The organism is Microbulbifer guangxiensis (assembly GCF_021729075.1).
GTDB classification, from domain to species: Bacteria; Pseudomonadota; Gammaproteobacteria; order Pseudomonadales; family Cellvibrionaceae; genus Microbulbifer; species Microbulbifer guangxiensis.
Genome location: NZ_JAJSAQ010000001.1, coordinates 204,772 through 230,340 on the forward strand (window position 1 = coordinate 204,772; position 25,569 = coordinate 230,340).

At 60.2% G+C, this 25,569-nt stretch carries 27 protein-coding genes; 20 read left to right on the forward strand and 7 right to left on the reverse strand.

Features of this window, described 5'->3' with window-relative positions; all coding sequences use genetic code 11:
* Position 1: 1 nt before the first annotated feature.
* The 11 genes from gspF to LVD12_RS00925 all read left to right on the forward strand — a co-directional run bounded on the left by gspF (position 2) and on the right by LVD12_RS00925 (position 9,634).
* Positions 2 to 1,219 carry a type II secretion system inner membrane protein GspF gene (gene gspF / locus LVD12_RS00875; protein ID WP_237064924.1) on the forward strand — a complete coding sequence of 406 codons (1,218 nt, stop codon included), beginning with the start codon at positions 2 to 4 and terminating at the stop codon, positions 1,217 to 1,219.
* Between the two features lie 90 nt (positions 1,220 to 1,309).
* Entirely contained in the window at positions 1,310 to 1,738 is a 429-nt protein-coding gene (gene gspG / locus LVD12_RS00880; RefSeq protein WP_237064926.1) for a type II secretion system major pseudopilin GspG, read from the forward strand.
* Positions 1,739 to 1,758: 20 nt separating this feature from the next.
* Entirely contained in the window at positions 1,759 to 2,331 is a 573-nt protein-coding gene (locus LVD12_RS00885) for a type II secretion system protein (RefSeq protein WP_237064927.1), read from the forward strand.
* Positions 2,324 to 2,728 carry a type II secretion system minor pseudopilin GspI gene (gspI, locus tag LVD12_RS00890; protein WP_237064929.1) on the forward strand — a complete coding sequence of 135 codons (405 nt, stop codon included), beginning with the start codon at positions 2,324 to 2,326 and terminating at the stop codon, positions 2,726 to 2,728. Before LVD12_RS00885 ends, gspI begins: the two co-directional genes overlap by 8 nt.
* Positions 2,728 to 3,507 carry a type II secretion system minor pseudopilin GspJ gene (gene gspJ, locus LVD12_RS00895; RefSeq protein WP_237064931.1) on the forward strand — a complete coding sequence of 260 codons (780 nt, stop codon included), beginning with the start codon at positions 2,728 to 2,730 and terminating at the stop codon, positions 3,505 to 3,507. The genes gspI and gspJ overlap by 1 nt, the downstream gene beginning before the upstream one ends.
* The gene (gene gspK, locus LVD12_RS00900) at positions 3,504 to 4,517 is read left to right on the forward strand and encodes a type II secretion system minor pseudopilin GspK (protein WP_237064933.1); all 1,014 of its coding nucleotides are present in this window, start codon (positions 3,504 to 3,506) and stop codon (positions 4,515 to 4,517) included. The genes gspJ and gspK overlap by 4 nt, the downstream gene beginning before the upstream one ends.
* An 11-nt stretch (positions 4,518 to 4,528) precedes the next feature.
* Complete coding sequence (gene gspL, locus LVD12_RS00905; protein WP_237064935.1) at positions 4,529 to 5,851, forward strand: type II secretion system protein GspL; 1,323 nt, start codon at positions 4,529 to 4,531, stop codon at positions 5,849 to 5,851.
* A gap of 39 nt (positions 5,852 to 5,890) precedes the next feature.
* Positions 5,891 to 6,376 (forward strand): type II secretion system protein M, encoded by a 486-nt coding sequence (locus LVD12_RS00910; protein WP_237064937.1) that lies wholly within the window; start codon positions 5,891 to 5,893, stop codon positions 6,374 to 6,376.
* A 205-nt stretch (positions 6,377 to 6,581) separates the two neighbouring features.
* A complete protein-coding gene (locus LVD12_RS00915) occupies positions 6,582 to 6,854 on the forward strand; it encodes an acetyltransferase (RefSeq protein ID WP_237064939.1) in 273 nt (90 codons plus the stop codon).
* Positions 6,855 to 7,095: 241 nt separating this feature from the next.
* On the forward strand, positions 7,096 to 7,299 hold the full coding sequence (locus LVD12_RS00920) for a DUF2788 domain-containing protein (protein WP_237064940.1): 204 nt from the start codon (positions 7,096 to 7,098) through the stop codon (positions 7,297 to 7,299).
* A gap of 124 nt (positions 7,300 to 7,423) precedes the next feature.
* Complete coding sequence (locus tag LVD12_RS00925) at positions 7,424 to 9,634, forward strand: hybrid sensor histidine kinase/response regulator (RefSeq protein ID WP_237064942.1); 2,211 nt, start codon at positions 7,424 to 7,426, stop codon at positions 9,632 to 9,634.
* 33 nt (positions 9,635 to 9,667) lie between these two features.
* On the opposite strand, the gene arsJ is transcribed toward LVD12_RS00925, so the two are convergent.
* From arsJ to LVD12_RS00955, 6 genes are all read right to left on the reverse strand, one after another.
* Complete coding sequence (gene arsJ, locus LVD12_RS00930; RefSeq protein ID WP_237064944.1) at positions 9,668 to 10,885, reverse strand: organoarsenical effux MFS transporter ArsJ; 1,218 nt, start codon at positions 10,883 to 10,885, stop codon at positions 9,668 to 9,670.
* A 64-nt stretch (positions 10,886 to 10,949) separates the two neighbouring features.
* Positions 10,950 to 11,951: an ArsJ-associated glyceraldehyde-3-phosphate dehydrogenase gene (locus LVD12_RS00935; RefSeq protein ID WP_237064946.1), complete on the reverse strand. Its 1,002-nt coding sequence runs from the start codon at positions 11,949 to 11,951 to the stop codon at positions 10,950 to 10,952.
* Positions 11,952 to 12,011: 60 nt separating this feature from the next.
* Positions 12,012 to 12,359 (reverse strand): metalloregulator ArsR/SmtB family transcription factor, encoded by a 348-nt coding sequence (locus LVD12_RS00940; protein WP_237064948.1) that lies wholly within the window; start codon positions 12,357 to 12,359, stop codon positions 12,012 to 12,014.
* A 248-nt stretch (positions 12,360 to 12,607) separates the two neighbouring features.
* A complete protein-coding gene (gene xthA / locus LVD12_RS00945) occupies positions 12,608 to 13,423 on the reverse strand; it encodes an exodeoxyribonuclease III (protein WP_237064950.1) in 816 nt (271 codons plus the stop codon).
* 122 nt (positions 13,424 to 13,545) lie between these two features.
* Entirely contained in the window at positions 13,546 to 15,651 is a 2,106-nt protein-coding gene (locus LVD12_RS00950; protein ID WP_237064952.1) for a carboxy terminal-processing peptidase, read from the reverse strand.
* A gap of 350 nt (positions 15,652 to 16,001) precedes the next feature.
* The gene (locus tag LVD12_RS00955) at positions 16,002 to 16,715 is read right to left on the reverse strand and encodes a winged helix-turn-helix domain-containing protein (protein WP_237064953.1); all 714 of its coding nucleotides are present in this window, start codon (positions 16,713 to 16,715) and stop codon (positions 16,002 to 16,004) included.
* A gap of 711 nt (positions 16,716 to 17,426) precedes the next feature.
* Between LVD12_RS00955 and LVD12_RS00960 the strand changes: the two genes are divergently transcribed.
* The 9 genes from LVD12_RS00960 to LVD12_RS01000 are packed head-to-tail and all read left to right on the forward strand — an operon-like array spanning position 17,427 to position 24,904.
* Positions 17,427 to 17,939: a Na+/H+ antiporter subunit E gene (locus LVD12_RS00960; RefSeq protein WP_237064954.1), complete on the forward strand. Its 513-nt coding sequence runs from the start codon at positions 17,427 to 17,429 to the stop codon at positions 17,937 to 17,939.
* On the forward strand, positions 17,936 to 18,208 hold the full coding sequence (locus LVD12_RS00965; protein ID WP_237064955.1) for an MrpF/PhaF family protein: 273 nt from the start codon (positions 17,936 to 17,938) through the stop codon (positions 18,206 to 18,208). Before LVD12_RS00960 ends, LVD12_RS00965 begins: the two co-directional genes overlap by 4 nt.
* Positions 18,205 to 18,597, forward strand: a complete 393-nt coding sequence (gene mnhG / locus LVD12_RS00970) for a monovalent cation/H(+) antiporter subunit G (RefSeq protein ID WP_237064956.1) — start codon at positions 18,205 to 18,207, stop codon at positions 18,595 to 18,597. The genes LVD12_RS00965 and mnhG overlap by 4 nt, the downstream gene beginning before the upstream one ends.
* Positions 18,598 to 18,614: 17 nt before the next feature.
* Positions 18,615 to 19,613, forward strand: a complete 999-nt coding sequence (locus LVD12_RS00975) for a DUF4040 domain-containing protein (RefSeq protein WP_237064957.1) — start codon at positions 18,615 to 18,617, stop codon at positions 19,611 to 19,613.
* Positions 19,603 to 19,956, forward strand: a complete 354-nt coding sequence (locus tag LVD12_RS00980) for a cation:proton antiporter subunit C (protein WP_237064958.1) — start codon at positions 19,603 to 19,605, stop codon at positions 19,954 to 19,956. Before LVD12_RS00975 ends, LVD12_RS00980 begins: the two co-directional genes overlap by 11 nt.
* The gene (locus LVD12_RS00985; RefSeq protein WP_237064959.1) at positions 19,950 to 21,434 is read left to right on the forward strand and encodes a monovalent cation/H+ antiporter subunit D family protein; all 1,485 of its coding nucleotides are present in this window, start codon (positions 19,950 to 19,952) and stop codon (positions 21,432 to 21,434) included. The genes LVD12_RS00980 and LVD12_RS00985 overlap by 7 nt, the downstream gene beginning before the upstream one ends.
* Positions 21,434 to 22,894: a proton-conducting transporter transmembrane domain-containing protein gene (locus LVD12_RS00990; protein ID WP_237064961.1), complete on the forward strand. Its 1,461-nt coding sequence runs from the start codon at positions 21,434 to 21,436 to the stop codon at positions 22,892 to 22,894. Before LVD12_RS00985 ends, LVD12_RS00990 begins: the two co-directional genes overlap by 1 nt.
* 7 nt (positions 22,895 to 22,901) lie before the next feature.
* Positions 22,902 to 23,213 carry a hypothetical protein gene (locus tag LVD12_RS00995; RefSeq protein ID WP_237064963.1) on the forward strand — a complete coding sequence of 104 codons (312 nt, stop codon included), beginning with the start codon at positions 22,902 to 22,904 and terminating at the stop codon, positions 23,211 to 23,213.
* Positions 23,210 to 24,904 carry a Na(+)/H(+) antiporter subunit D gene (locus LVD12_RS01000; protein WP_237064965.1) on the forward strand — a complete coding sequence of 565 codons (1,695 nt, stop codon included), beginning with the start codon at positions 23,210 to 23,212 and terminating at the stop codon, positions 24,902 to 24,904. Before LVD12_RS00995 ends, LVD12_RS01000 begins: the two co-directional genes overlap by 4 nt.
* Position 24,905: 1 nt before the next feature.
* On the opposite strand, the gene LVD12_RS01005 is transcribed toward LVD12_RS01000, so the two are convergent.
* Positions 24,906 to 25,559 (reverse strand): TetR family transcriptional regulator, encoded by a 654-nt coding sequence (locus LVD12_RS01005; RefSeq protein WP_237064967.1) that lies wholly within the window; start codon positions 25,557 to 25,559, stop codon positions 24,906 to 24,908.
* Positions 25,560 to 25,569: the final 10 nt, after the last annotated feature.

Consider the following 25,569-nt stretch of genomic DNA (forward strand, 5'->3'; position numbering starts at 1 on the left):
CGTGGCTGCCTTCGAGTACATCGCACTCACTGACTCCGGTCGCAAGAACCGCGGCACGCTGGAGGCCGACAGCGCCAAGGCCGCGCGCCAGCAGTTGCGGGCCCGTGGCCTGGTGCCCCTCGAGTTGGGGCCGGCGACGGAGACATCTAGCTCAGGTGGTTCCTCCCTGTTGTCCGGCACCCCCGGGCTTAGCGTCAAAAACCTGGCGCTGCTGACCCGCCAGATTGCGACACTGCTGCGGGCGGGCATTCCCCTGGAAGAATCGCTGAGCGCCATCGCCAACCAGACACGCAATGCGAAGATACGCCGCATCGTGATGGCGGTTCGCGGAAAGATTCTAGAAGGCCACAGCTTCGCCCAGGCACTGGGCAATTTCCCCCGCGCATTTCCAAAGCTCTACCGGGCGACGGTGGAAGCCGGTGAGCATTCCGGCCACCTCGATGGCGTTCTCGAGCGCCTGAGCGAATACGTAGAAAACCAGCAGAAGTTTCGCCAGAAAGTACAGCTGGCGCTGATCTACCCGCTGGTTCTGGTGTTTGTCTGCATCCTGGTTGTGACCGGCCTCATGGTTTACGTGGTGCCGGACGTGATCGAGGTGTTCACCGGTACTGGACAGGTGCTGCCACTGCCGACCCGCATCCTGGTGGCCATCAGTGACTTCATTGCCGCCTGGGGCTGGCTGGTACCGCCGGCACTGATCGCGTCTGGGATCGGCATTGCGATGCTGTTGCGCCAGCCGGCGATCCGTTACCGCTTTCACCACCGGCTGCTGGAGTTGCCGCTGATCGGCTGGCTTGTGCGCGGCGCGCAGAGTGCGCGTTATGTGGGCACCCTGGCCATCCTCACCGGCAGCAGCGTGCCGTTGGTCCAGGCAATGGGTATTGCCAGTGGCGTGATGAGTAATGAATTCCTGAAGGCGCGGCTGCAGGTTGCGCAGAAATTCGTGCGGGAAGGGGGCAGCCTGCGCAGGGCGCTGGAGGATGTGGAGTACTTCCCGCCAATGATGATTTACATGATCGCGAGCGGTGAGTCGTCAGGCTCCCTCGACGAGATGCTCGCCAGGGCCGCCGAGTCCCAGGAGCAGGATCTCCAGGGTGCAGTGACGGCGTTTGTCAGCCTGTTCGAGCCGGCGATGCTGCTGCTGATGGCCGCCATCGTGCTCTTTATCGTGATGGCGATCATGATGCCGATCATGAGCATGAATCAGATGGTCATCTGACCGGCGTCGGCCGGGGCAGTTGGCCTGTTCGGGCGTAATAGCGCGAAGACGCTAGACGCTAACAAGAGAACTGTGACAGAGAGTGATGTTATGAGAAATCTGAAAAAAAACGGCGGCTTTACGCTGATCGAGATCATGGTGGTGATCGTGATCCTCGGGGTGCTTGGTGCCCTGGTAGTGCCCAATATCATGGGCCGTACCGGCGAGGCGCGGATGAAGGCGGCAGTGGCCGACCTCCGGGCCATTGAAACCCAGCTGGACCTGTACCGGATGGACAACTTTGTTTATCCCAGCACGGAGCAGGGCCTTCAGGCACTGGTCGCCAAGCCTAACGGTTTTCCTGAGGCAAAAAACTGGACCCAGCCATACCTGAAGCGCGAGCCCAAGGATCCGTGGGGTAATGAGTACCAGTATGTCAGCCCTGGGAGCGAGGGCCCCTATGACCTCTTCAGCCTGGGCGCCGACGGCAAGCCCGGTGGGGAAGGCGAGGCGGCCGACCTGTTCGCTTCCGAGCTCTGATCGTAGATTGCTCTCCTAGCATGAACCCGATGCCGGGCCGCCATCGCGGCTTCACGCTGATCGAGCTGCTGGTGGTAATTGTCATCATTGCCGTGCTCGCCGGTATGGCGATGGTTTCCCTGGGTGGAGCCGGTGCCCGTGCCTGGAGTGCGGAGGTTCAGCGGCTGGCAAACCTGCTGCAGTTGGTGGCTGACCGGGCCCTGATTGACAAGGCCCACTACGGTGTCGTGTTTGAAGAGGACAGCTACAGCGTTGTCCGCTTCGATGCGGTCACCCTGACCTGGGAACCCCTTGCCGAAGCGGTGCAGGGCACTGCTGCTGCCCGCTTTGCCAGTCACCAGCTACCCGGAGATATTCGTCTCGAGGTTCTGAGCGAAGCCGAGATGCCGGTTTCCACCCCGACAGAATTTGCTGCCGACCGTCGAGAGGATGATGAGCCGGTTCCGCAGTTTGTCTCTCTGTCCAGTGGTGAGGTCCTCCCCGCAGAAATTGGCGTTCAATTGCTGGAGAGCGGCAGGGTCCTGCGGGAGGCACGCCTGAATTACAGCAGCCTGCATGGGCTCGAGCTCGAATGGGGCGCCGCGGATGACTAGGCAGCGCGGCCGCAATTGGCATCAGAACCTCAATAGGCATCAGGGCTTCACCCTGATCGAGGTGCTGGTGGCACTGACCATTTTTGGTGTGATTGCTGCCAGCGTGCTCAGAACCATGCACGACAGCGTGCGCACCCAGGCCTACCTTGAGGAGCGTCTGGCAGCCAGCTGGGTTGCCCAGCAGGCTCTGGCAGAGATTCGCCTGCAGGCGCCCTGGCCACCACTGGGCAAGAAGTCCGAGCGTATCCCGCAGGGGCACGGCGAGTGGCTGGTGACCGCCAATGTCGAAGATACCAGTGAGCCCCGGTTGCGCCATATCACCATCGAGGTGATGCGCCCCGATGCCGAGAATCCCGCCGTGACACTGGATGCCTGGGCGGCAGAGGAGTCGCGGTAGTGAGGCGATATCGAGGTTTTACCCTGATCGAGATGATGGTGGTCCTCACCATTGTCGCCGTGATCAGCATTGGCTCCTACGCCCTGATGGACACCCTCAATGGTACTGACCGGATGCTTTCCGAGCGGGCAGAGGAAATGCGCCGGATGTCGATGGCCATGTACCGGATCGAAGATGACCTGCGCCAACTCACCGCCAGACCGGTAAAGAACCCCTATAGCGGTTACGAGCCGGCACTCAGGGGCGATGTGGATGAGCTGGAATTCACCCGGCTGGGTGCCGCCAATCTCACGGGTGAGCCCCGTGGAGAGCTACAGCGGCTGAGCTACAGCCTGGGCTTTGCAGAACAGGGTGCAGGTTTCGAGGAGGGCGGCGGGCTGCTCCTGCGCAGCCGCTGGCGGGTGCTGGACCGCGCCCCTGACACCGAACCCGTGTCCGAGCCGTTACTGCTCGGTATACAGACACTCGGTTTTCGCTACTACGACGCCGACAGCAAGGTCTGGTTGGCGGAGTGGCCCCCGTTGGATAGCCGCGGCCCGGTGGATGCGGTCGAGATCAGGCTACCGGACGCAGTGGAGCTGACGATGGAAACCAGTGTCGGAGAAATCCGCCGGGTATTTCCGCTGAACCGCTACGAGATGCTCGGGGCGACCGGTGCCGACGGTGGCGATGACAACACAGGCCCGTCACCCGATCCGGGCGACAGTTTGCAGGATGATGCCGGGCAGGACGACGGCGCCGGCGGGTCCGATAGTGAACAGTCGGGGGGGCAACGATGAGTGCACGGCATGCCCCCAGGCGACTGGGCCATCAAAGGGGCGTGGCACTGGTGACGGTGTTGCTGCTGCTGGTTGTTGCGGTCGCCGCCCTGACCCACACCATTACCCGCAATCGTATTGCAGTGACCCGCACCGCAGCCTTGCTCGCCAACGCGCAGCTGGCTGAGTTTGTCGGTGGCGCAGAGGCCTGGGCGCGGATTGCCCTGCAGCGTGACTACGAGCAGGACAAGGAGCAGCCCGACTCAGCGGACACCGCTCTGGAAGCCTGGGCAGTTCCGGCGCTTTCATTCAACCCGGATAATGGGAAAATACGCATTAATATCAAGGAGTTAAATTCTTGTTTTAATGTAAATAATCTGACTGAAACGGCCGGGCAATCCGAGCAGGGCCAGATCTTCGAGCGACTGGTACGCAACGTTACAGGCAAGTCTGACCTGGCCCGGGCAATTCAGGATTGGGTCGATGCCGGGGATACTCCGCTGGCGCCGGGTACCGAGGACGACGGGTATCTGGGCCGGGAATTGGCGCATCGGACGCCTGATGCACCGATTACCGATATCTCGGAGCTTGCGGCGGTGACGGGCATGGAGGCCGAGGATTGGGAGGCCCTGAGACCGCACTTGTGTGCGCTGCCGGAGACCGGTACCGCGATCAACGTCAATTTCGCTTCGCCGGAACTGCTGTCAGCGATTGCCCCGCAGTCCCGCGCCAACGAGGTGGAAAGTTTCCGCGATGCCGACGGGGTCTTCACCGAGCGCAGCCAGCTGGAGGCCTATGGCCTGAACGCAGCCCCCGGCCTGGTATTTCACAGTCGCTACTTCCTGGCCAGGATCGCGGTGCAGCTTGGAGAGCAGGGAGACCACCGGCAATACTGGGAGTCGCTATTGCAGCTGGATGAGCGCCGCGGCGAGGTGCGGGTGGTTCAGCGCCAGCGTCGTCCCTTTGCGGTTGGACAAATGGCTCAATTGCTGGATGAGACAGCGTCTGAAGTCTCGAAAATATCGAATTAAAACAACTAGTTATGATTAAAAAGTCAAGCCCCGCCGAGGGGCGTCCAAACACTTCGGGACAGATTCGTTTGCTGCGCATTGTCGATGCACCGGCGGATAGCGGCCTCGCCCTGCAGCAGTGGGCCGGGGAGGGCTGGCGCACCTGTGCCTTGCCCGATGCCGCCAGGGCCGCATTTGCCCTGGCGGAGGGCGCTGACGTTCATGCCGACTCTGAACACTCGACGCCACCAACGTTGGAAGAAGGGGACAAAGTGCTCCTGCTGCTGCCCGGTCACTGGGTCTGGAGCGGAACCGAAGACATTCCCAGGGCTGCGCGACGGCAGCCGCAGGCGGTGGGCTACATGGTGGAGGAGCGCCTCGCCGGTGATGTGGAGGACCTGCACTTCGTTTCCCAGCCCCGCCAGGGCGAGCGCTGCTCTGTCTATGCCGTCGATCGCGAGCGGATGGCGGCAGTGCTCGAAGCCGTGACCGTGATGGAATTACCGGTACTTGCAGTGATCCCGGAATACCAGTTACTCGACCGCGGAGGCGATGCCAACCTCCTTTGGGTCGACGGTGAACGTGTCCACCTCTGGCAGGGTGAGGGCCATGGGCTTTCGATGCGGCGGCAACACCTGCAGCCGGTCATCGAGAGCCTGGCCCAAGGCGGCACGGAGGATCCGCAGGCGCCTGACAATGCCCCCGAAAGCCGAGGGCTCGAGGTTCTCGGGCCGGTCGATGACATGTTTGCGGCTGAGCTGAGAACCCTGTTCGGTGACAATTTGACGCTCACTGATGGATTTCCGGAGTCTGAGCTTCTGTCGCGCCTCAGGCCGGCACAACTGGCCAATCTGCTCAGCGGGGAGTTCAAGCCCGTGGAGCCCGCCGCCCAGCGGCACTGGTGGGCGCTGCCGGTCAAGGTGGCCGCCGCCTGCTTTGTGCTTCAGCTCGTGTTCTTTGTGGGTGCGGGGAGCTATTTCAACTGGCGTGCCGCTGCCGTGGAGGCCGAGGCTGAAGCCATGTTCAGCCGCCTTTTCCCCAACGATACCCCGCGGGCTGACATCCGGCGCCAGGTGGAGGGTTATCTGCGGCAGTCCTCCGGAACCGGAGGCGGCTTTGAAAACATGCTCCAGCATCTCAGTCGTGTCTGGGCGCAGAGCCGCAGCCAGGGCCTGAAACTTCAGTCCCTGCGTTTCGACGGCACCCGTGGTGACATGGTGCTGCAATTGCAGGCCAAGAATCTCTCTGACCTGGACAGCGTGGTGGGCCAGCTCTCCGCTGGGCAGATCCGCGCGGAACTGCTAGCGGCGAATGAATTGGAAGATGGTGTTTCCGGCCGAATCCGTCTCCGCTGACGGCGTCAGTTCCGCTGAACATAACGAAGTAGTCGAACTATGAAAGAGCAGATAGAGCAATTACGGCAAAAGTGGAAGACGTTACCCCCCGGTGACCGGCGGGCGCTCGGTATCCTCGGGCTCTTCCTTGGCAGTCTCTTTGTCGTTTTCGGCCTGTTCCTGCCTGCCAAGAATTATTTCGAGGCGGCACAGGCGCGCACGGTCGAGGCCCGTGAGCTGCTGGCCTGGATGCAGCAGCAGCGACCGGTGCTGGAGCAGATCGGCAGTAGCCACAAGCCATCGAGTGCCAGTGGCACGCTGCTGCAGCGAGTCACCGCCGCCGCAGAGCAGAGGAAGATAGCCATCAAGCGCTTCGAGCCGGAGGGCGACGGGCGTGTCCGCCTGTGGATCGAACGCGCCCGCTACCAGGATCTGCAGCCCTGGCTTAACAGCCTGCTGCAGCAGGGCATCACAATCCACACGGTAAACATGGATGGCCTTGGAGAAGAGGGCATGGTGTCTGCGCGTCTGACTCTTGAGGGTTGATGATGTCCGGCTCTTCGGAATGTTCGCACGGTATTTTGGCTTTAATCTTCGAATAAATCGTGGGTTTGTTCCTTTTTGGGGGTAATCCTTGCTGTTTAATCGACTGAGGGCGTCATGTGAGAGCGGTCAGCAGCAAAGCTGATACTGGCAGAAAATGCCTCAGAGGGCCCTATACTGAAGGTAACTTGAAGAAATAGGTGCCACCATGCTCTTTAAAGATACCGCAACCAACCATCTCGTCGAGGTCGCCGATATCGTTACTCTCTCCAATCCCTATGAGTTGACCGTGGTCGGCCGGTACCTGTGGGGAGAGGAGGTTCAGGATCCCGAAGTATTCGATAAGACACAGCTCAGCTTCCTGTCCGGGGAATCACTGCCACGTTGCTGGCATGACAGCCGCTACCGGGATCGCGAAGTGCGCCGCTTGCGCTGTGGTACTCGCGCCGCAGAGGACAGCGACTACTACCAGGGCGCGTGATCCGTATCCCGCCGAGTGGGCCTGTGCGGAAACCCGGTGCCGCCGCCTCCTCGCGGTCGGGGGATCACGGTGAGGTGTTTGCTGGCTGGAGGCGCGACTGCCGGGGCTGCTTCCCATGCCCCGCTGCAGTCCAGGTGCACGTGAAGCCCGCTATGCGCGGGCCGGTGTGGGCAATTGGTGACGCTGTTCACCACTTTGCTAACCCTGTAAAATGCGCGCCAATTTTTAAGCGGGCTGTTACATGACGTTTGAACAGTTTGAAGAATACTCCCTGTGGCTGGGAGTAGGGGGCCTGATTCTTTTCATGGTCTTCATCGTTTGGAATCTGGCAAAAGAGTCTGAAGCGGGTCGGTTCGGTACCTTCATCCTGTTTCTCGCCCTGGGCCTTGGCCTGCTCGGGTTTGTCATCAAGACGGTTCTCGTCGAGGTCATGGGGATCGGTTAGTGCCGGGGAGTGTGGTCGCGTCCGTGCCCGATGGTTCACCATGGCGCGGCTGTGGCTCCCGGGCTTTCGCAGCGAAGAGTCCATGCCGCCGGATGGTGGCGCACCGTATTCTGGGAAGGGATTCATGCCCATATTTGATCGTCCGGAGCTGAAGGTCCAGAAAGACCGCCGTGTCTGCCGGGTAACCGACAACCGCATTGCCAAGTACAGTCGTCGGGGAATGCTGCTGTCCCTGCTGGCATTTGCCATCGCGATCGGGATTGGTGACCTGCGTATCGTTGCGCCAAAAATGGCGCTGGTCCTGGGGATCGGCCTGGTGCTGTTTACCCTCTGGCGCGGCTACTATGTATTCCGGTTTTCTGCGCTCTATGCCACTGGTCCCAACCGATGGCGCCGACGCTATTTTCTCGCATCAACGGTCGGCGCCGCCTGGTGGGGCGTCATCCTCCTCTGCCACGTCTGGCTACTGGGTTTTGCGCCCGAGACCCATTTCCTGTGGCTTTACACCGTCATCTTCTGCTCCAGCGTCACTTCGGTGTTTTCCCCGTACCACCGCTTCCTGGCCTGGTTTATTGCCGGTTCGCTATTACCGGCGGCATTCAAGGCTTTTCTCTCAGGGGATGTGCTCGGCGGCATTTATGGTTTTCTCACCATCGCTTTCGTCTGGTTGACGGCCCATCAGGGGCGCCGGGACTCGGAAAATTACTGGGACAGGTTGTCGGCGATGCAGGACCTGCAGACACGGGCCAGCAACCTTGCCGCTGCGCGCAAACACTCCGAGGCGGCGGTTGAGCTCACCAACGAGTTCGTGGCGAATATCGGCCAGGAGTTCCGCAGCCAGTTGTCCGACTCCCTTGGCGCGCTGGCGCTACTGGAGGCCGAGCCGCTGTCCGAGCGACAGCGCGAGTGGGTGCAGCTGGCCAAGAACGCCGGCAGTCAGCAGCTCAAGCTGGTGGATAACGTGGGGCTTTTCACCCGGGTTGCCCGCAAGGATATCCGCCTGCGCCATGGTCCCTTCAACCTGGTCAAGACCATCGAGAAGTCGTTCAAGTTCGCCGCCAGGGCTGCCCATCGCCAGCGTCTTGAATTCAACTTCCAGATCGATGACAACCTGCCGGTGATGGCCATCGGTGACAACCGCAAGACCTCGCAGCTGATCCGCAACTTGGTGGATTCCGCCACGGCCATCGCCCAGGTCGGTGAACTGTGGGGACAGGTGACCTTTCGCCCCAGCAACCAGGGTGAAGGGCAGTTGACGATCAGTCTCGTCGATGACGGCCGCGGGGAAATCCTGCCCGATGAAAGCGAGCTCTTCGGAGCCTTTTCGCGCCTCGATACCACCCAGGTCACCACCGGACTGGGACTTTCCATTGCCAAGGGCCTTGCAGAGGCCATGGGTGGGTACCTTCAGCTCCACTCGTCCCCGGACGGCAACCGTTATCACGTCGAGATCAAGCTCGAGATAGAGCCCAACCAGCGTGTGTACCTGACTCCCGACCGCAGGCTGCAGGACTGTGAAGTACTGGTCCTGCACCAGAAAGGGCTTTTCGTGGCGGGCCTGGTTCAGGTACTGCGTTCCTTCGGCATGGAGGTCACCTGCCTGAAGTGGCAGGCCGAGGGTGATGATGAGCAGAAAGCGACCCTGCTTCGCTCGATCGAGCGCCGCCAACTGGTATTGCTCGCTCCGGCCATGGGCGACGAAACGTTGCTTGCGGAAGCTGCCGGGATCTTCGCCGGTGAGGGTGTCGATCCCGAGGGCTGCCCGCTGATCTGTCTCGGTGGTTATGGGCAGAAACCGGCGTTTGCGCCGCTGATGCAGGCGGTTCCCGGCGCCATGTACCTCGGGCGACCGGTCACTCGCAAAGAGCTGCACGACGCGCTGATCAGCCGCCTGTTCGGCGGCAGCCGCAAGCCGAGCCGGCGGATTGTCTCCAGCAGTGGTGTATCACCACGTCAACGCAACCTGCTGTTGATCGAGGAGTCCCGTCAGCACCAGGGGGTGACAGAAGAAATGCTGCAGGCCCTGGGTTACCGGGTCGATGTGGCCTCGTCCGTGGAGAACGCCCTGGAGCGCCTGCCGGAAGGGCAATACGACATGATTCTGGTGGATTGCCAGCAGAATACCGAGCACAGTGCGGAGATCATCGAGAGTCTGCGACACTGGGAGTCTGAGCACTCTCCGGACGATCGGCTGCCGATCGTTGCCCTGACCAGCACGACTGAGGAGCAATTCGAGGGTCGTTGCCTGGCGGCAGGCATGGACGACTTCCTGACCAAACCGCTGGCCAAGGAGCCGCTCCGGGAGACGCTGGAGCGCTGGCTGGGAAACGACTGAAAACGCAGCGGAGCCGTTGGCAGGTAACCGGGCTCAGCGGGGTGCCTGCCGGTGCTCGCCCGCCCAGTCCGGCAGGCGCAACACGATCAGCGCCGATACTCCCAAAAAGAGCGCCGAAGCCCAGAGGCAACCGGTCAGGCCGCTCGCCTGGAAAAGCCAGCCCGACAGTAGGGTTCCCGCCAGGCGCCCGGCGGCGTTGGCCATGTAGTAGAAGCCCACATCCATCGACACGCCGTCCTCCCGCGCGAATTGCACGATCAGGTAGCTGTGCAGGCCCGAATTGACCGCAAACACTCCACCGAACAACAGTAGCCCGGCAATGATGGTGACCTGAGCTGGTATCGACGAGCTGAGCAGCAGGGCGATGGCGGCGGGGACGATACCCAGGCACAGTGCCCACAGAAATGCCGAGCGTCCCCCGGGACTGCCTCCGGTGATGCGAGGGGCCTGGGACTGGACCACGCCGTAGCCAATGACCCATAGGGCGAGAAAGCCGCCAACCTGCCAGTGATCCCACCCAAAGGTGCTGCTCAGGTAGACGGGCAGGGCCACCACGAACCAGACATCACGGGCAGCGAACAGGAATACCCGGGCTGCCGCGAGCAGGTTGACGCCCCGGCTCTTGGAGAAGATATCGCGGAATTTGCGCTTAGCGCTGGCCTTGCCAAGATCCTGCTTCAGCAGCAGGAGGCTGGCCATCCACACCAGGGCCAGTGCGGTGACCATCGCCAGCACGGCACCCCGGAATCCCCACGTGGCAAGCATCAGGCCGCCGAGGAAAAAGCCAACCCCCTTGAGCGCATTCTTGGAACCGGTCAGGAGTGCCACCCAGTGGTAAAGGCGGCCTGGTTCGCGATTCGAAACCAGCAACTTGATCGCACTCTTGGCACTCATTTTGTTGAGATCCTTGGCGATCCCGGACAGGGCCTGCGCGGACATGACCCAGGGCACTGTAAGGCGGCTCTCCGGTACCAGCAGCATGGCCAGCGCGATGACCTGCAGACCGAGCCCGATATTCATCGTCCGGTTCAGTCCAATCAGGGCGCCGAGCCAGCCACCAACCAGGTTGGTGACTACCCCAAATGCCTCATAGAAGACGAACAGCAGGGCGATCTCGAGTGGGCTGTAGCCGATCTGGTGGAAGTACAGCACCACCAGCATGCGCAGTGCGCCATCGGTCAGGGTGAATGCCCAGTAATTCCCGGTAACCACCATGTATTGGCGTAGTTCCGGGGAGAGTGATGCCAACATAGCTTGTTATGGTTTTCGTAAATTTGGTGGTTGCCGTTCAGATCCGTGCCGCGGGGCGGCTTGGTCAATTTGCCCCGATACGTGCTGCCAGCTCGATGGTGCGATTGGCATAACCCCATTCATTGTCATACCAGGCATAGAGCTTGACCTGGGTGTCGTTGACCACCATCGTCGACAGGGCATCGATGATGCTGGAGCGGGGGTCGGTTCGGTAATCGATACTGACCAGCGGGCGTTCCTCGTAGCCGAGGATCCCCCTGAGTTCACCTTCCGCAGCACTGCGAAACATCGCGTTTACCGCCTCGGCGGTGGTTTTCTTCTCCACCTCGAAAACACAATCGGTGAGTGAGGCGTTCGCCAGCGGTACCCTGACCGCATGGCCGTTCAGCTTGCCTTTGAGTTCAGGGAAAATTTCGGTAATGGCGCTGGCGCTGCCGGTGGTCGTTGGAATCAGGCTCATGCCGCAGGCCCGGGCCCGGCGCAGGTCCTTGTGTGGTGCATCCAGGATCACCTGGGTATTGGTGATGTCGTGGATCGTGGTCATGGAGCCGTGGCGGATCCCCAGTTGCTCGTGAAGCACTTTCACGACCGGTGCCAGGCAATTGGTGGTGCAGGAGGCGGCAGTCACCACCTTGTGCCTGCCCGGCTCGTAAAGATGATCGTTAACCCCGAGAACAATGTTCAATACATCGGGATCCTTCACCGGCGCCGTAACCACTACCCGTTTTACACCCTGCTGCAGGTAGGCCTCAAGCAACTCTCTGTCCCGCATCCTGCCGGAAGCCTCGATGACCAGGTCGCAGCCGGACCAGTCGGTATCATTGATGGCAGTGTTGCGGGTACAGCGAATACGATGCCCGCCGACGGCGATGGAATCCCCGTCGGCCGATGCCTCGTGCCTGCAGCGCCCGTGTACGGAATCGAAGTTGAGCAGGTGGGCGAGGGTGGCTGCATCGGCGGCGGGATCATTGATGTGGCAGAACTTCAGCGCCGGATTATCCAGCCCGGCCCGCAGTGCCAGGCGGCCAATACGTCCAAAGCCATTGATCCCGATTTTGATCGCCATGTCTTCCTCTCCTTGTTGAAGGGTCCCTGATTTCAGCCTAGTGGGAGTTTCCCGGAACAGTCAGCCTGCGCAGCACTGCATTCGCTCGGGCCGGTTGCCCATGCGCGCGAGCCTTGCCAGATCCTGCAGGTGCGGTGAAGGTGCTTGTTTGCGGGTAAGTTCGATCACCTCCCTCGCCCAGGAATCCAGTGAGCCGGCAAGTCGATAGAAAATCCACCGCCCGCGGCGCTGATCGTCGAGAAGCCCGGCCTCCCGGAGGAGCGCCAGGTGGCGGGAAATTTTGGGCTGCCCTGCATGCAGGGCTTCGGTCAGTTCGCAGACGCAGAGTTCACTTTCAGCTGCCAGTAACAACAGGATCCTCAGGCGGGTCTCCTCGCCCAGATGCCGGTATAAATGCAGTGGTTCCATCGCGCGTGACCTGACTGGCGGTGATCTGTCTGTGCATCATATATGGATAACCAGATATATGGGAAGCCGAATATGTTTGCTAGGTGCATGAGAGCTAAAGCGCGGCTGGAGCGGCTGGCCTGATCGTTACCGCTGCGAATTCGCGACAGAGGGGACCCTTTGTCCGGATTGAGGGATTGGCGAGCGATCCGATGTCTGGTGAAGCGGAAAGGGGGGCAGGGGTGCCGCGAGGGCACCCCAGTATTCAGTCAGAGCTGGAATTCTGCCCACACCGGCGCGTGATCGCTGGGACGCTCCATCCCGCGAATGTCATAGTCCACTCCGGCGCCGGTGCAGCGCTCGGCGAGAAAGCGGGTGGCGAGGATCAGGTCGATGCGCAGCCCCCGCTTGGGATCCCGGTCGAAACCACGGCTGCGGTAGTCAAACCAGCTGAAGACGTCATCGGTTTCTGGGTGTAGCTGACGGTAGGTGTCGGCCAGCCCCCAGTCCTCGACTTTCTGCAGCCACTCCCGTTCTTCGGGGAGGAAGCTGCATTTGCCGTCTCTCAGCCAGCGCTTGCGGTTGGGCTCGCCGATGCCGATATCGAGATCGGTTGGGGAGATATTCATGTCACCGATGACCAGTACCGGTGCATCAGCCTTACAGTGCTTGTCCAGGTAGTTGCTCAGGTCCGAGTAGTACTTGCGTTTGGCCGGGAACTTGACCGGGTGCTCGCGGTTCTCCCCCTGAGGGAAGTACCCATTGATCACAGTCAGTGGTTCGGGAGTGCCGATATCGAATTTTCCGGTTACCAACCGGCGTTGGGCCTCAGTCCCGTCGTCGGGAAAACCGAATTGCTGATCGATAAATGGCAACTTCGAGAGCATCGCTACACCGTAGTGGGTCTTCTGCCCGAAGAAGATCACTTCGTAGCCGAGATCCCGGATTACGTCGACGGGAAACTCCTCGTCGGTAACCTTGGTTTCCTGCAGGCCGATGATGTCCGGCGCATGGCGATCCACGAGCGCTTCCAGCTGATGCAGGCGTGCACGAATGCTGTTGACGTTAAAGGAAACGACTTTCACTTCTCTCCCCCAAAAATAAAAAAGGCCGGGCGCACCCAACCTGTTAGTCGTTCAAGTTTTTTTCACGTTATGGAAACTGATTCCCGGGCGACAGGAAATCTCCCTGCCGCCCAGGTCAGTTGTCAGAAGTTGGCGACCTGAGGCGGTGTTTTGGCTCGTTTTCCTGCCAGGCCGATAAAGTCGGCCATGATGAAACCGGCCTCGTTCAGTATCGGATCATTCTCCAGCTTGATCTCCACCGGGCCACCAATGGTGGCAACTTCCTCTGATTCGCTCTTCTCATAGGCCTCGAAGTTCTCATAGGGCTCGAGACCCTTGGCGGTACGGCGCTGGTTTTCCATCGCGAGCATCTCTTGGTTCAGCTCCTCCCGTTCCTGTTTGCGGGCGAGCTCGTTCAGCGATACGAACTTGCGATCGGACTGTTCGCGTTCAAGACGGAACTGGTCGCGCAGGAAGACGAAGTCCGGATCGGAAGCCGTCCTCTGGTTGTGCTTGGTCACCAGATCCGGCAACAGCTCTTTCAGGTTGAAATACTTCGCATGCTTCACCGCATGGATGCGATCCCAGGGCAGGGCAGTGTCATACGCGCTTTCCCCCACGCTTTCGGCATCGATCAGCTGTGGCATGGGGATGTCTGGCACCACACCAGCATGCTGGGTACTGTCGCCGGAAACCCGGTAGAACTTGGACTGGGTGATCTTGAGCTGACCCTCCTTGAGCGGTGCCATTGTCTGCACCGTGCCTTTGCCGAAAGACTGGTTGCCCACCACCAGGCCGCGGTTGTAGTCCTGGATCGCGCCGGCAAAGATTTCGGACGCGGACGCAGACAGGCGGTTGATCAGCACCATTAGCGGGCCGCGATACATGGCCCGTGAGCGGGAGCGGTTGTGTCGGGATATCTGCTCATTTGCATGGCGGATCTGCACCACCGGGCCCTGGTCGATGAACAGGTCGGTCAGCATGGTGGCTTCCTGCAGGGAGCCGCCACCATTATTGCGCAGGTCGAGGATAATGCCGTCGACACCTTCCTCTTTGAGTTCACTCAGCAGCCGGGCTACATCGCGGGTGGTGCTCTTGTAATTGGGGTCGCGACGGCGATAGGCCTCGAAGTCGATGTAAAAAGTCGGCAGGTTGATCACACCGATCTTGAAGGTTTCATTACCGTCAGAGAACTCGAAAGTGGCCTTCTTGGCGGCCTGGTCCTCAAGCTTCACCTTGCTGCGCTTGATCAGGATGGTGCGGTGGGTGCCATCGCTACCTGAGGGGATGGTCTCCAGACGCACGTAGGTGCCCGCGGCACCGCGAATCAGGTCGACGACATCATCGAGGCGCCAGCCCACCACATCGACCATTTCACCGTCTTCATCCTGTCCAACGGCCACGATCTTGTCGTTGGGTTTGATCTTTCCGGTGCGGTCCGCGGGCCCACCGGCCACGAGGCGGGCGACCTTGGTGTACTCGTCTTCCATCTGCAACACGGCGCCGATGCCCTCGAGGGAGAGGGACATGCTCATGTTGAAGTTTTCCAGCGACCGCGGTGACAGGTAGTTGCTGTGCGGGTCGTACAGGCGGGTGAGTGAGTTCATGTACAGCTCGAAGACATCGTCACTATTCTGCTGCTTGATGCGCTTCAGCTGCCCCTGGTAGCGCCGGGTCAGCAGGTCCTGGATCTCCTCATCGGTCTTACCGGTCAGGCGCAGGTTGAGGATGCTGGACTTGAGGCGCTTGCGCCAGAGCTCATCTGCCTCGCTGATGGAAGAAGGCCAGGCGCTGTCTTCCCGGTCCAGTAACAGGTTCTCGTCACGAGTGAAATCAAACTGTGGCAGGCCCTTCTCCAGCTGGGAAACAATGTTTTCCAGGCGGTCGTTCAGGCGCAGGCGATACCGGTTATAGATATCGAAACCAGCCTCTACTTTTCCGGCGCGCAACTGGTCATCCAGCTGGTTGCGCAGCTGGCGAAATTCAGCGATGTCAGAGGCGAGGAAGTAGCTTCGCGTGGGGTCCAGCGCATCGATGTACTCGTCCCACAGCTCACCAGACATTTCATCGCCCACTTTGAGCTTGTTGTAGTGCAGCAGCTCGAGTTTGTCGACGATCTCCCCGGCAGTGCCGCCATGGCCCTCTTTCGGTAGCAGTGCATCGACCTCGGCCAGAGTGGCGCAGGGCAGGGCAACCAGGGTTGTGAGCAGCAATCCTGAGAAAAGCGTGGCGATCCGATTGGTCAGCATAAGGAGTCTCTTTATACGTCCTACTTCAAGGCGCCCCACGACCATAACCCGAGGGGCGTGGTCATGGCGACTTATAGCTTAGGACAAGTATAAAGGCTGAAAGCTCCAAAAGGCATGGAACGCCTCCAATACAGGATGAATGGTGTCGGGCGACCGGGTTGCGGAAAACAAACTTGCACAATAAGAACAAATTATGCACGAACTTCCCATATTGGATGGGGGGAAGTACGGGCTACAGGGTCGAGAGGCGAGTGCGCTGCCTGAAATTTGACCGCCAGGAGTGTGTGTCTCGCGGGTCACATACCGGGTGGCCGGATCAGGCCTCTCGGTCATCAGATGGCCTTGTGGGATCAGGAATCTACCGGATGGGTGAAGATATAGCCCGATCCCCAGGCGGTTTTGATGGTATCCGGTGCGCGGGCGTTGTCCCCCAGCTTGCGCCGCAAACGGCTGACATGGGAGTCAATGCTGCGGTCGAAAGGGAAGCTGTCGCGCCCTTTGGTGAGGTCGAGAAGCCTGTCGCGGCTCAGGGGAGTCTGGGGGTTCTGTACAAAGGCCAGTAACAGTGCAGTCTCACTGGTCGACAGCGCCACCAGTTCACCACTGGGGGCGTGGAGCTCCATCCGGGCCGGATGAAAGCGCCAGCTGTTGAACGAGAAGATCCGCGGTTGCTCCCGTAGCGGGTCCCGGCGGACCCGGCGCAACACAGCTTTAACCCGGGCCAGTAATTCGCGGCTTGAATAGGGTTTGCCGACAAAGTCATCCGCACCCAGCTCCAAACCCAGCACCCGGTCGATTTCGTCGTTACGCGCCGTTACGACGATGACCGGGACTGCATTGTCGTGACTGCAAAGCTCCCGACATAACTGAAAGCCATCTGCGCCCGGGACTTCCACATCCAGGATAATCAGGTCAGCCTGGTGCGACATCAGGCTGCCGGGTGTGAGGTCTGTGCCGTCCTCCTCGAATACTGTATGTCCGGCTTGCCGCAGGTGACTCGCCAATGCTGCACGGTCATCTGCGCTGGCGTCCAGTAACACGATAGATGCTGTACCGATACTCATTGGCTGGCCTTGAAGTGTATGGGGTCCATCCATTTGTGCTCGCTGGCAAAGCCTTTCATGTGGCAGGGGGCGGGCGGATGGATAGGCAGGTTTTGCGCTTGAGGCAGGTGCACTTGTTCAAACGCTGCCACACTTATTCACATTTGTGCCAATTTTTACCACACTATTAATGCCAAAGTAATCGCATAACCAATAAAAACTGGCCAATAAACAGGCATTTATGGCGAAGCAGCGGTCCTGCCCACGGCAATCGATCCGGCAACTCATTCACGCTCTGGCTTTTACCCGGCCAGCCCTCTGCAGCCTGCCCGCATCGGCCCTCGAAGATCTCGGGGCCGCCAGCCTCAGAACTTCCTGTAGCAACTCAGTCACCGGGACAGAACCTGTTTCCGGCGCTCCCCTGCAGACCCGCGGGGCCTGCATGAAGGGCTATTTTGCTGCCAGAGGTGCGGTGGTCGTCGCGGGAGAACGGCCCTCGGACCTTCGCGTTCGCGCAGTCAAGACGAGCGGAAACCGGCAGCCCGGGGCTGCTGAGGGTGAGCTGGCTGGCAGTGATCGTTTGCCGGTAGCGAACTCGTTGATGGATTTGGCTGCAGGTGTCGCGGCGAACTCCCGAACCGGCCTGCCATCATCCGCCGGCGAGCTGGTGGAGCAGGTTCTCGAGCAGCACTTCCACTGTGGTAGAGGTCAGCGTGCAATGGAGAGAATGTCTTGAAGACCGACAACCGCGGCCGGGCCGACAGGGCTGATGCGCACTACTCACTCTATCTGGTTGTGGTGCTGAGCGTCATCTGGCTGGGCAATTCCGGCCATTATTCGCCGCTGCTGCTGACCTTCGGAGTGGTTTCTGTGGCGCTGGTGGTCTGGATTGGCCGGCGCATGCAGGTGGTTGATGGTGAATCCCAACCGTTCCATCTTTCCCTCCGGTTGTTGGCTTATTACGGCTGGCTGTTGAGGAAGATCGTGGAAAGTAACATCAAGGTAGCGGCCTGTGCCTGGAAGGGCCCCAGGGCGATCAGCCCGGTGAGTGGCCGTGTTCCGTGCAGGTTGGAGTCCGATCTTTCCCGTGTCATCTACGCCAATTCCATTACGCTCACACCCGGTACGGTGACAGTGTCCCTCGATGACGGCGAAGTGCTTGTGCATGCGCTGACGGAGTCCGGGCTGGCAGAGCTCCGTGAGGGAGAAATGGAGGGCCGCGTCGCGCGGTTGGAGCAGCCATGATCATTGCTACCGCAATTGCCCTGCTGGTAGTGATGGTGCTTGCCCTGGTGAGGGCCCTGCTGGGCCCGACTATTCACGACCGTATCCTGGCCGTGAATGTATTTGGAACGAAGACTGTGCTGCTGATCTCGGTAATCTGTTTTATCAGTGGCCGACCGGAGTTTCTTGATATTGCGCTGGTTTATGCACTGATCAACTTTGTCAGCATCATCGGGGTTCTCAAGTACTTCGAGTATCAGGGGCGCGATGAGAGGGAGGGGATGCAGTGATTGATTCAGTGCTTGCCATCCTCTCTGCCGTAATGCTGGGGTTGGGCGGTTTTTTTATGGTGTCCGGTGCTATTGGGTTGCTGCGCTTCCCGGATTTTTATTCGCGCATGCACGCTGCCAGCATGACCGACACCTTGGGGAGCTACCTGGTTGTCGGTGGATTGATGCTGACGGCTGGCTGGGGGCTGCCGCTGTTCAAGCTCGCTTTGATTCTGGTCTTTATTTTCTTTACCAGCCCGACGGCTGGACACGCACTCGCCAAGTCGGCGCAACACTGTGACTTGCGTCTCCCCGGTGGGGGAGCCAGCACAAAGAAAGCCGATAACGAGATCTCCGGCTCCGCACAAGGCCCGGACTCCCGGGACGTCGTCAGTGCTGATCGTGTTTGAATTCGGGGGTTGAACCTTTGGAGCTGATACTGGATATCGCACTGCTGTCACTGCTGCTGGTGACTGCAGTCTACATCGCCTGGACGCGCGATCTCTTCGCAGCGGTGATACTGGCAGGCATCTATGGCCTGCTCTCTGCCAGTTTTTTCATGAGCATGGGGGCGGTTGACGTTGCGTTTACCGAGGCAGCAGTCGGTGCAGGCATCTCGCCGCTGTTGATGTTGTCGACGCTGGCCATCTGCGGACGGGCGCAGCGGGCAAATCCTCAGCGGGCGTTACTGGCGCTCCTCACCGTGGGTGTCGTCGGCGCACTGCTGATTACTGCCACGCTGGAAATGCCGGCCTTCGGATCTCCCGATGCGCCGGCTCACCTGCATGTGGCACCGCGCTACATCGCGGACTCCATGCGCGAGATCGGTATCCCCAATGTCGTCACCTCGGTGCTGGCCAGCTATCGCGCCTTTGACACCCTCGGTGAGGTGGTGGTGATTTTCACGGCGGGGCTGGGTGTGCTCTCCCTGCTGGGCTTGCGTGGCGACGTGCGGGAAGAGCCGATCCATTCTCCCATGGCGGAACCCTCGCACCTGGTGTTGCGTGTCGTGGGCAAGGTACTGATTCCGCCAATACTGCTCTTCGCTCTCTATGTGCAGTTTCACGGTGAGTACGGCCCCGGGGGCGGTTTCCAGGCCGGAGTGATCTTTGCCGTTGGCTTTATTCTCTATTCCCTGGTGTTTGGCCTGGAAGCCGTTGAGAAGATCGTCAACAGGGCTCTGGTCCAGGCCCTCGCGGCGGTCGGGGTGTTGATTTACGGTACGGTGGGCCTGCTGGGTATCGTCAGTGGCCGCAATTATCTCGATTACAGCGGGCTGGCGGGAGATTCCGTCGCTGGCCAGCATCTCGGCATCATCGCCATTGAGCTCGGGGTCGGGATCACCGTTGCCTCCGTGATGATGATCGTGTTCTTCGTGTTCTCTGCGCAACTCGCCAGGGGGAGGGCAGTCCCGCATGCTTCTTAGTGCGCTCTATAACTACTGGGTCGTCATCCTGCTGATGATGACTGGTCTCTACATGGTGATCGCCCAGGGTAACCTGATCAAAAAGGTCATCGGGCTGAATATTTTCCAGACTTCGGTGTTTATCTTCTACATCAGCGTGGGCAAGGTGGCCGGTGGAAGTGCCCCGATCCTGAGCCAACTCACTACGGTGTATTCGAACCCGTTGCCTCATGTGCTCATCCTGACAGCCATTGTGGTGGGAATCGCCACCACGGCGCTGGCGCTGGCCCTGATCCTGCGGATCCGCCAGGCCTATGGCTCGGTGGAGGAACAGGACATTCTTGCGGGAGATGGCCAGTGCTGACGCATCTCCCCATCCTGCAGGTCATCCTGCCGCTGGTGGCGGCCCCCTCATGCATGATCCTGCAGCGGTCGAGGCTCTCCTGGCTGTTTACTGTACTGGTCAGCCTGGCGGCCTTTGTCGTCAGCGCACTGCTGCTCCAGCAGGTCATGGCCGAGGGCGTGATCCGCTACAGTCTCGGTGGATGGGATGCACCCTGGGGGATTGAATATCGGATCGATGCCCTGAATGCCTGGGTACTGTTTATCGTCACTGCTGTCAGCACTGCCGTCATTGCTGCGGCGCGGACAAGCATTGAGGCCGAGCTGGGTGCGTCGCGGCAGACGGTCTTCTATACGCTCTATCTGTTGTGCTTTGCCGGGTTGCTCGGCATCGTTGCCACCGGTGATGTTTTCAACGTTTTTGTCTTCCTGGAAATTTCTTCGCTGTCGACCTATGCGCTGATTGCCATGGGGCGTGACCGGAGAGCGTTGTGGTCGGCCTTCCAGTACCTGGTGCTGGGCACCATCGGGGCCACCTTTATCCTGATCGGGATTGGGTTCCTGTACATGATGACCGGCACCCTCAACATGCTAGACCTGGCAGAACGACTGCCGGCAGTGGAGAGTTCGACGGCGGTTCTCGCGGCGTTTGCCTTCATTCTGGTGGGTATTTGCCTGAAGCTTGCGCTATTCCCCCTGCATCTGTGGCTGCCGAACGCCTACAGTAATGCCCCCTCCATCGTGACGGCATTCCTGGCCGCCACAGCTACCAAGGTCGCGCTGTATTTGCTGGTCCGGTTTACCGTCACCGTCTTCGGGATCGACTTCTCGCTGTCTGCACTGCCACTGCAGTCACTTTTCATCCTGTTGGGGCTGGCCGGCGTCTTCGTTGGTTCCGCGGTGGCAATTTACCAGTCCAATATCAAGCGGATGCTTGCCTATTCCTCCGTGGCCCAGATCGGCTACATGATCATCGGCATCGGCATCAGTACTGTGGTAGGACTGCAGGCTACGCTGCTGCACCTGTTCAACCACGCCCTGATGAAGGCAGCACTGTTTCTGGCGCTCGCCGGCGTCGCCTACCGGATCGGTGGTTGCAGCCTGGAGCAGATTCGGGGCCTTGGTCGCAGCATGCCCTGGACCATGGGAGCGATTGCCATCGGTGGCGCCAGCCTGGTGGGCATGCCGCTGACAGCGGGCTTTATCAGCAAGTGGTACCTGATCGCTGCGTCTATCGACAGTGGCTTCTGGCCGCTGGCTCTGCTCATCGTCGCAGGTTCACTGTTGTCGGCGGTCTATGTCTGGCGCCTGGTCGAAGCGGGCTATCTTCGTGAGCCACAATCCGGACAGTTGGCAGCAGAACCGGGCGAAGCCCCCCTGGGCCTGCTGATCCCGACCTGGATACTGGTTCTGGCCAATCTCTACTTCGGTGTTGAGACCAGTCTGCCGGTCTCTGTCACGGAAATGGCAGCAACTTATCTGCTCGGAGGTGCACCCTGATGGAGACTTCCGCGCTGTTGGGGCTCGCCCTGGGTCTTCCGGTCCTGGCGTTTGCCGGGGTCTTGATGGCTGACCAGCGGCAAAACCTTCGGGAGGCCATCTCCCTGCTTTGCGGCGGCCTTCTGCTCTGGACGGTCGCCAACCTGTACCAGCCGGCATTACAGGGCGAGTCGGTGAGCCTTGCGTGGCTGCAGGTGATGCCGGGGATTGAACTGGCATTCCGGGTTGAGCCGCTGGGGTTGCTGTTTGCCCTGGTGGCGAGTTTTCTGTGGATAGTGACCACCCTGTATGCCATCGGTTACATGCGTGGCCATAACGAGGCCAACCAGACCCGCTTCTTTGCCCTGTTCGCCTTGTCCATTGGCTGTGTCATGGGGATCGCGTTTGCGGAGAATCTGTTCACCCTTTTTGTCTTTTACGAGGTGCTGACACTCGCTACTTATCCACTGGTAACGCATGCGGGTACCGAAAAGGCCAGGGCAGGGGGGCGAACCTATCTGATGATCCTGCTCGGCACGTCGGTGGGCTTCTTCCTGGTGGCGATTGCCGGAACCTGGCTGTTGGCTGGCACCCTGTCATTTACCCCTGGTGGCGTCTTCCCCACAGAGACAGCCCCGGCGGTGTTGTCACTGTTGCTGGTCCTCTATGTATTTGGTGTCGGTAAGGCAGCGATCATGCCTTTTCACCGCTGGTTGCCGGCGGCGATGGTGGCCCCAACACCGGTCAGTGCGCTTCTCCATGCTGTTGCCGTGGTGAAGGCCGGTGTGTTTGTGATCCTGAAGGTTTGTCTGATGATCTTTGGTCTTGAAACCCTGAAGGCCATCCCCGCAACCACCTGGCTCCTGTACCTCGCGGCAATTTCCATTTTGCTGGCCTCGCTGGTCGCCCTGCGTCAGGACAACCTGAAGGCGAGGCTCGCCTATTCCACCATCAGTCAGCTCGGGTACATTACCCTGGGCGCACTGCTGGCCACGTCGGCCGGTATTGCCGGCGGTGCAATGCATATCGTGATGCATGCCTTCGGCAAGATCACCCTGTTTTTCTGTGCCGGAGCCATTCTCGTCGCTGCGCACAAAACCGAGATCAGCCAGCTCGATGGCCTCGGAAGGCAGATGCCTGTGACCATGTCTGCTTTCTTTGTTGCCAGTCTGTGCATCATCGGTGTCCCCCCGACCGGTGGTACCTGGAGCAAATGGTTCCTGTTGCTGGGCACAGTGGAGGCTGAGCAGTGGTCTCTGGTCGTCCTGCTGATGCTGAGCTCACTGCTCAGCATCGCTTATCTGCTGCCGATTCCACTGCGGGCTTTCTTCCCCCGTAACGGCACCACTGTGCCGGGTAAAGTGATGGTCCGGGAAGCCCCGTGGCCGTCGATGGTCGCGATTGCGGTGACGGCGATCGGCTGCGTGCTGTTGCTCGCTTATCCGACAATTTTTTCCCGGTTGATTCACGCGGGGATCTAATCAACTCATGCGCAAGAAAGCTGAATATCTTTTTGATAACCCGAGAAATGTACGCTGGCTGCTGCGAGGGTTTTACGCCTGCTGCCTGGTGTTGTTTATTCTCGAGTTTCTGGTCCACCGCCACACCGAGCGTGCCTGGGAGCAACTGCCTGGCTTCTATCCGCTTTATGGTTTTGTGGGATGTGTGCTGCTCGTGCTGATTGCAAAGTGGATGCGGGGTTTGCTGATGAGACCTGAGAACTACTATGAGACCCTGGACTCAGCCGACAAGCAGCCGGATTCCGGTGCCGACCACAGCCCGGCGGAGGTAGAGCATTGATCCTGATTCCCCCGTTCATCGCTTTTTTTATCGCCGCGGCACTGGCGCTGGTCTTGCGGGGTTGGGCCCGCGGTCTTGTCGCCATTGTGATACCGGCACTGAGCCTCGCCAACTTGTGGGGGACTCCCGCCGGCGAGTACGCCACTGTCGGCCTGATGCAGTTTGAGCTTGTGTTCTTTTCCGTGGACAGGCTCAGCCTGTTGTTCGGTTACCTGTTCCACGTCGCTGCGCTCATTGCTGTGATCTACTCCCTGCATGTTAGGGATACGTTGCAACAGACTGTGAGCCTGCTGTATGCGGGCAGTGCACTGGGGGCAGTGTTTGCCGGCGACCTGATGACGCTGTTCCTGTTCTGGGAGCTGCTGGCGCTGACATCGGTGTTTCTGGTGTGGGCGCGTCGCAGTCAGGCTTCATACGGGGCGGGGCTGCGTTACCTGGTCATGCATATCCTCTCGGGCTTGTTGCTGCTGGTCGGTATTGTGATTTACAGCCGCACGGAACCATCACTTGCTCTGGGGCAGATCGGGCTCGAGCAGGGTGCCGCCGGGTGGTTGATGTTTCTCGCCTTCGGAATCAAATGCGCCTTTCCGTTCTTCCATGGCTGGCTCACGGATGCCTACCCTGAGTCCACCCCCACCGGAACCGTTTTCCTCAGTGCCTTCACCACCAAGGTCGCCGTCTACGCGCTGGCGCGCACTTTCCCCGGCACCGAGTTGCTGATCTACATCGGTGCCGCCATGGCCTGCTTCCCGATTTTTTATGCGGTGATTGAAAATGATCTGCGTCGGGTACTGGCGTACAGCCTGATCAACCAGCTCGGCTTCATGGTGGTAGGTATCGGTATCGGTACGGCACTGGCCATTAATGGTGCCGTGGCGCACGCCTTCAACGACGTCATTTTCAAGGGGCTGCTGTTTATGTCGATGGGGGCAGTGCTGCATGTGACCGGCAAGATCAACGGATCTGAACTTGGCGGACTCTACAAGACCATGCCCAAGACCACCGTGCTCTGCATTGTGGGCGCCGCCTCGATCTCTGCATTCCCGTTGTTCAGCGGATTTGTCAGCAAGTCGATGGTGATGACCGCAGCAATAAAGAATGGCTATGACTGGGTGTGGCTGGTACTGCTGTTCGCGTCGGCGGGGGTATTTCACCACGCCGGTATCAAGATTCCGTATTTTGCCTTCTTCGCCCACGACAGTGGCATCCGTGCCAAGGAGCCGCCGCTGAATATGCTGATTGCAATGAGCATCGCCGCCGCCCTGTGCCTGGTGGTGGGGATCTATCCGCAGGCCCTATACCGGTTGCTGCCGCACGAGGTGGCCTATTCGCCCTATGACATGACCCACGTGCTGACCCAGCTACAGTTGCTGTTCTTCTCCGCGCTGGCCTTTGTGTGGCTGAACCTGCAGCGCCTTTATCCGCCGGAGTTGCCGTCGGTAAATCTGGATGTGGATTGGGTGTACCGCCGGTTGCTGCCAGTGGCGGTTCAGCGGATTGGAAACGGGGCTTTCCGGCTGGATCAGCAGGTGCGCGCGGCGGCCCGCGCCCGCGTCGGGAGCCTGCTGGATACCATCACCAGCCATCACAAGCCGGAGGGAATCCTGGCCCGGAACTGGCTGACCGGGAGTATGGTGGCAGGGGTTGTCCTGTTACTGGGGTTTTATCTGTTGCTGGGTTTCGCTCTCTGAGTCAGGGGGCCGCAGCGATCGGTTCCCGGCGCAGGCTCGGGGCGTGGTGCAGCATCTCGATCAGGGTGTCGAGATAGCGCTCCCCCAACTGGGCGAGGTCCCGCCCGTCCGGCCGTAGCAGCCAGTCTCCCAGCAGGCCGACCAGTGCGCCGTGTAGCATGGGGGCCGCGAGCTCCACGTCGAGGTCTGTGGGGAGCTGCGCCCGCGCCACGGCCGCGCGAAGCAGTTCCCGCAACCGTTCCAGGCCTTCCTCGCGACAGTCGAGCATACGCTGGCGGATTTCGCCGCTCTCCGTCACCAGTTCACAGCGGTGCAGGATGATATCGAGGATCTGCTGCCACTGCCGGTTGCAGGCTACTTCCTGAAACAGCCACAGCCAGCGGGTGCGCAGGATGCCCAGGGGGTTGTGTTGCGGGTCGTCGCTGGCTCCCTCACAGAGTTTTTCCCCGGGCAGCTGGACGCGCTCTGCCAGCTCATTGAACAGATCCGCCTTGTTGCGGAAATGCCCGTAAACCGCGCCACGGGTGACCCCCGCCAGTTCCGCAACCTCTGTCAGAGACGGCCGTGCCAGTCCCTGTTGGTGGAACACGGTCACCGCCGCATCCAGGATGCGCTCGCGGGTCTCCAGTGCGTCTTCTTTACGCCGCTTGGCCAATTTTTACTTC

Excerpts from the sequence above, each read along its gene's own strand:
- LVD12_RS00925 (WP_237064942.1), top strand. The coding sequence starts at position 7,424 with ATGCCCATATTTGATCGTCCGGAGCTGAAGGTCCAGAAAGACCGCCGT.
- LVD12_RS00940 (WP_237064948.1), bottom strand. The coding sequence starts at position 12,359 with ATGGAACCACTGCATTTATACCGGCATCTGGGCGAGGAGACCCGCCTG.
- LVD12_RS00955 (WP_237064953.1), bottom strand. The coding sequence starts at position 16,715 with ATGAGTATCGGTACAGCATCTATCGTGTTACTGGACGCCAGCGCAGAT.
- LVD12_RS00935 (WP_237064946.1), bottom strand. The coding sequence starts at position 11,951 with ATGGCGATCAAAATCGGGATCAATGGCTTTGGACGTATTGGCCGCCTG.
- LVD12_RS00995 (WP_237064963.1), top strand. The coding sequence starts at position 22,902 with ATGCGCAAGAAAGCTGAATATCTTTTTGATAACCCGAGAAATGTACGC.
- gspL (WP_237064935.1), top strand. The coding sequence starts at position 4,529 with ATGATTAAAAAGTCAAGCCCCGCCGAGGGGCGTCCAAACACTTCGGGA.
- gspK (WP_237064933.1), top strand. The coding sequence starts at position 3,504 with ATGAGTGCACGGCATGCCCCCAGGCGACTGGGCCATCAAAGGGGCGTG.
- LVD12_RS00885 (WP_237064927.1), top strand. The coding sequence starts at position 1,759 with ATGAACCCGATGCCGGGCCGCCATCGCGGCTTCACGCTGATCGAGCTG.
- arsJ (WP_237064944.1), bottom strand. The coding sequence starts at position 10,885 with ATGTTGGCATCACTCTCCCCGGAACTACGCCAATACATGGTGGTTACC.
- LVD12_RS00990 (WP_237064961.1), top strand. The coding sequence starts at position 21,434 with ATGGAGACTTCCGCGCTGTTGGGGCTCGCCCTGGGTCTTCCGGTCCTG.
- LVD12_RS00910 (WP_237064937.1), top strand. The coding sequence starts at position 5,891 with ATGAAAGAGCAGATAGAGCAATTACGGCAAAAGTGGAAGACGTTACCC.
- gspG (WP_237064926.1), top strand. The coding sequence starts at position 1,310 with ATGAGAAATCTGAAAAAAAACGGCGGCTTTACGCTGATCGAGATCATG.
- LVD12_RS00920 (WP_237064940.1), top strand. The coding sequence starts at position 7,096 with ATGACGTTTGAACAGTTTGAAGAATACTCCCTGTGGCTGGGAGTAGGG.
- LVD12_RS00915 (WP_237064939.1), top strand. The coding sequence starts at position 6,582 with ATGCTCTTTAAAGATACCGCAACCAACCATCTCGTCGAGGTCGCCGAT.
- LVD12_RS00965 (WP_237064955.1), top strand. The coding sequence starts at position 17,936 with ATGATCATTGCTACCGCAATTGCCCTGCTGGTAGTGATGGTGCTTGCC.
- LVD12_RS00950 (WP_237064952.1), bottom strand. The coding sequence starts at position 15,651 with ATGCTGACCAATCGGATCGCCACGCTTTTCTCAGGATTGCTGCTCACA.
- gspI (WP_237064929.1), top strand. The coding sequence starts at position 2,324 with ATGACTAGGCAGCGCGGCCGCAATTGGCATCAGAACCTCAATAGGCAT.
- LVD12_RS00980 (WP_237064958.1), top strand. The coding sequence starts at position 19,603 with ATGCTTCTTAGTGCGCTCTATAACTACTGGGTCGTCATCCTGCTGATG.